At 72.4% G+C, this 2381-nt stretch carries 4 protein-coding genes; 1 reads left to right on the top strand and 3 read right to left on the bottom strand.

Going from position 1 to position 2381, the window contains the following annotated elements; genetic code table 11:
* The coding region (locus tag AB0J52_RS36565) for a lysozyme (RefSeq protein ID WP_500187490.1) at positions 1-670 on the top strand (670 nt) is incomplete at its 5' end.
* Positions 671-744: 74 nt separating this feature from the next.
* Here the strand turns inward: AB0J52_RS36565 and AB0J52_RS36560 are convergent.
* The 3 genes from AB0J52_RS36560 to AB0J52_RS36550 are packed head-to-tail and all read right to left on the bottom strand — an operon-like array spanning position 745 to position 2235.
* On the bottom strand, positions 745-1140 hold the full coding sequence (locus AB0J52_RS36560) for a YchJ family protein (protein ID WP_500187489.1): 396 nt from the start codon (positions 1138-1140) through the stop codon (positions 745-747).
* A 4-nt stretch (positions 1141-1144) separates the two neighbouring features.
* Complete coding sequence (locus tag AB0J52_RS36555; RefSeq protein ID WP_500187488.1) at positions 1145-1762, bottom strand: DUF1707 SHOCT-like domain-containing protein; 618 nt, start codon at positions 1760-1762, stop codon at positions 1145-1147.
* Between the two features lie 41 nt (positions 1763-1803).
* Positions 1804-2235: an SHOCT-like domain-containing protein gene (locus AB0J52_RS36550; RefSeq protein WP_500187487.1), complete on the bottom strand. Its 432-nt coding sequence runs from the start codon at positions 2233-2235 to the stop codon at positions 1804-1806.
* Positions 2236-2381 lie beyond the last annotated feature (146 nt).

Genomic DNA, 2381 nt, shown 5'->3' with positions numbered 1-2381 from the left:
CGAGCACGTCCGCCGCGCGCCCGCCCAGCCCGCGCTCGCCGTCACCCAGACCCCCGGCCTCGACGTGAGCGGATGGCAGGGCAACGTCAACTGGTCGTCGGTGGCCGCCAACGGCGCGAAGTTCGCCTACGTCAAGGCCACCGAGTCCACCAGCTACACCAACCCGTACTTCGCGCAGCAGTACAACGGCTCCTACAACGTGGGGCTCATCCGGGGCGCGTACCACTTCGCGGTGCCCAACAACTCGTCCGGAGCGACGCAGGCGGACTACTTCGTCAACCACGGAGGCGGCTGGTCCGCCGACGGCCGCACGCTGCCGGGCCTGCTCGACATGGAGTGGAACCCGTACGGCGCGGCCTGCTACGGACTCTCGCAGACCGCGATGGTCAGCTGGATCCTGTCGTTCAGCGACCGCTACCACGCCCGCACCGGCCGCTACCCGGCGATCTACACCTCGACGAGCTGGTGGTCGCAGTGCACCGGCAACCGCGGCGCCTTCGCCTCCACCAACCCGCTGATGATCGCCAACTACAGCGGCAGCCCGGGGACGATGCCCTACAACTGGACGTACCAGACCATCTGGCAGTGGTCCGACAGCGGCACGTTCCCCGGCGACCAGGACTACTTCAACGGTGACCTGAGCCGCCTGCAGGTCTTCGCGCGGAGCTGACCGTCCGCACGGTCACCGGCCTTCGGCTCGTCCGCCTGGTTGTGCCTGGGCGGACGAGCCGCGGACGGACTGTCTCAGGGCTCGACGCGGCCGTTCACGTACACCCAGGCATCGTCATGGCGGACGAAGCGGCTCACCTCGTGGAGCTGGCCGCGCTGCCCGTCCTGCACGTAGTGCGCCCGGAACTCCACGACGCCCCGGGTGTCCCCGGCCGCGCCGTCCGCCGTCCGGACGATCTCCAGCCGCTCCCACCGCAGCCCCGGCTCGAAGTCGAGGTTCTGCGGCCGTGTCGCGGGATGCCAGCTCCGCAGCAGGTAGTCCGCGTCCAGCACCGCGAAGGCGCTGAAACGGGACCGCATCAACCGCTCGGCCGTTTCGGCCTGCTCCTCTCCACGGTGCAGCCGCCCGCAGCAGTCGCGGTAGGGAAGGGGCAGCCCGCAGGGACAGGGCTCGGATCGGCGTTTGGGCATGTCCCTATTCTCGTCGTTCCGGAGCTCGTGGCGACCGCCACCGGGTTTCGAGGTGGCCGTGCCGCAACCGGCCCACCACGCGGACGCGCAGCGTCTCCGGTGCGTCATCGCCCGCGTCCCGCGTGATCGCCAGGACGCTGTGCCGCGCCGACAGCCCGTTGGCGTCCACCACCATGCCCGGGGCGAGGAGCAGGACGATGGCGCCGCCGCTCACCTTCAGCTCGATGACCAGCTCGGGCGCGACGCGCACCGCGCCGGTCAGGTCCAGCAGCACGTCGGACCACGCGGTGCGCAGCACCAGCCGGCGCGGCAGCGTCCAACGGCCCTCGCGGCGCACCGAGCCGTGCCGCTCGCGAAGGGTGAGAACCTCGACCGCCGGTTCGGACGGCGCTCCCCCGAACGGCGGGAGGAGCGGGCCGCCGCCGGACGAAGCGAGCAGGTCGGTGGTGAGCGGGGTCAGCGCCTCGACGGTGCGTGCGGTGAGCGCGGCGGTCAGCCGTTCGTCGAACTCGGCCGGGTCGAGCCGGCCGTCGGCGACGGCCGCGCGCAGCAGGTCGATCACCCGGTCGCGGTCCGCGTCGGACGCGCGGAGGGCGGGCGAGGACGCGCCAGGCGCAGCCAAGGAGACCTCCGGGGCTGATGGGCCCGGTTCCCCCGGCCGCGTCATTCGCAGAACACCTGGACCGTGCTGTCGGCCTCGTCGATGTCGACGAGGACCTCGTCCAGGTGCTCGATGAGGTCCTCGAGGTGCTGCGGCTTGAGCTCGGCGAGGTCGATCGGCACCCCCGACCTGTCCAGCGCCGCGTTGGCCTTGGCGAGCGCCTGCGGGGGGACCAGGCTCGCGAGCCGCACCCCGGCGCGCAGCAGTTGCAGCGGGATCCGGATGTTGATCCGGGTCGGCTCGTCCCCGCCGGCGCCGTCCGCCGCCTCCACCAGCACCCGCAGGTACTTGGGGCGGGGTTTCGGCGGCGTCTCGGCCGCCGGCGGGGCCGCGGGCCGCGCTCGCTCCAGGGCGCTGAGGAGCCGCTCCGCCTCGTCCGCGGTGATCTTGCCGTCGGCCAGCATCTGCAGGATCTGGCGGCGCTGCTCGTTCATCGCTGCTCTTCCCTCTGACTCATCTGACGCTCACCAGCACGGCCGTCCGGCCCTGCTCCATCTCGAACCGGGTGCCGGGCAGCGCCCAGAGCAGTCCGCCGGCGCCGCGCAGAGCGCCCACCGGGCTCACCCGGGTGGCGAGGCAC

The sequence above is a fragment of the Spirillospora sp. NPDC049652 genome (assembly GCF_040675125.1).
Lineage (GTDB): Bacteria > Actinomycetota > Actinomycetes > Streptosporangiales > Streptosporangiaceae > Spirillospora.
The sequence above is the reverse complement of the archived record's forward strand: the minus strand, read 5'-3'. Positions and strand labels throughout refer to the sequence as shown.

Bases quoted from the DNA above. Each gene is read 5' to 3' on its own strand.
- AB0J52_RS36560 (WP_500187489.1), bottom strand. From the start codon at position 1,140: ATGCCCAAACGCCGATCCGAGCCCTGTCCCTGCGGGCTGCCCCTTCCC.
- AB0J52_RS36550 (WP_500187487.1), bottom strand. From the start codon at position 2,235: ATGAACGAGCAGCGCCGCCAGATCCTGCAGATGCTGGCCGACGGCAAG.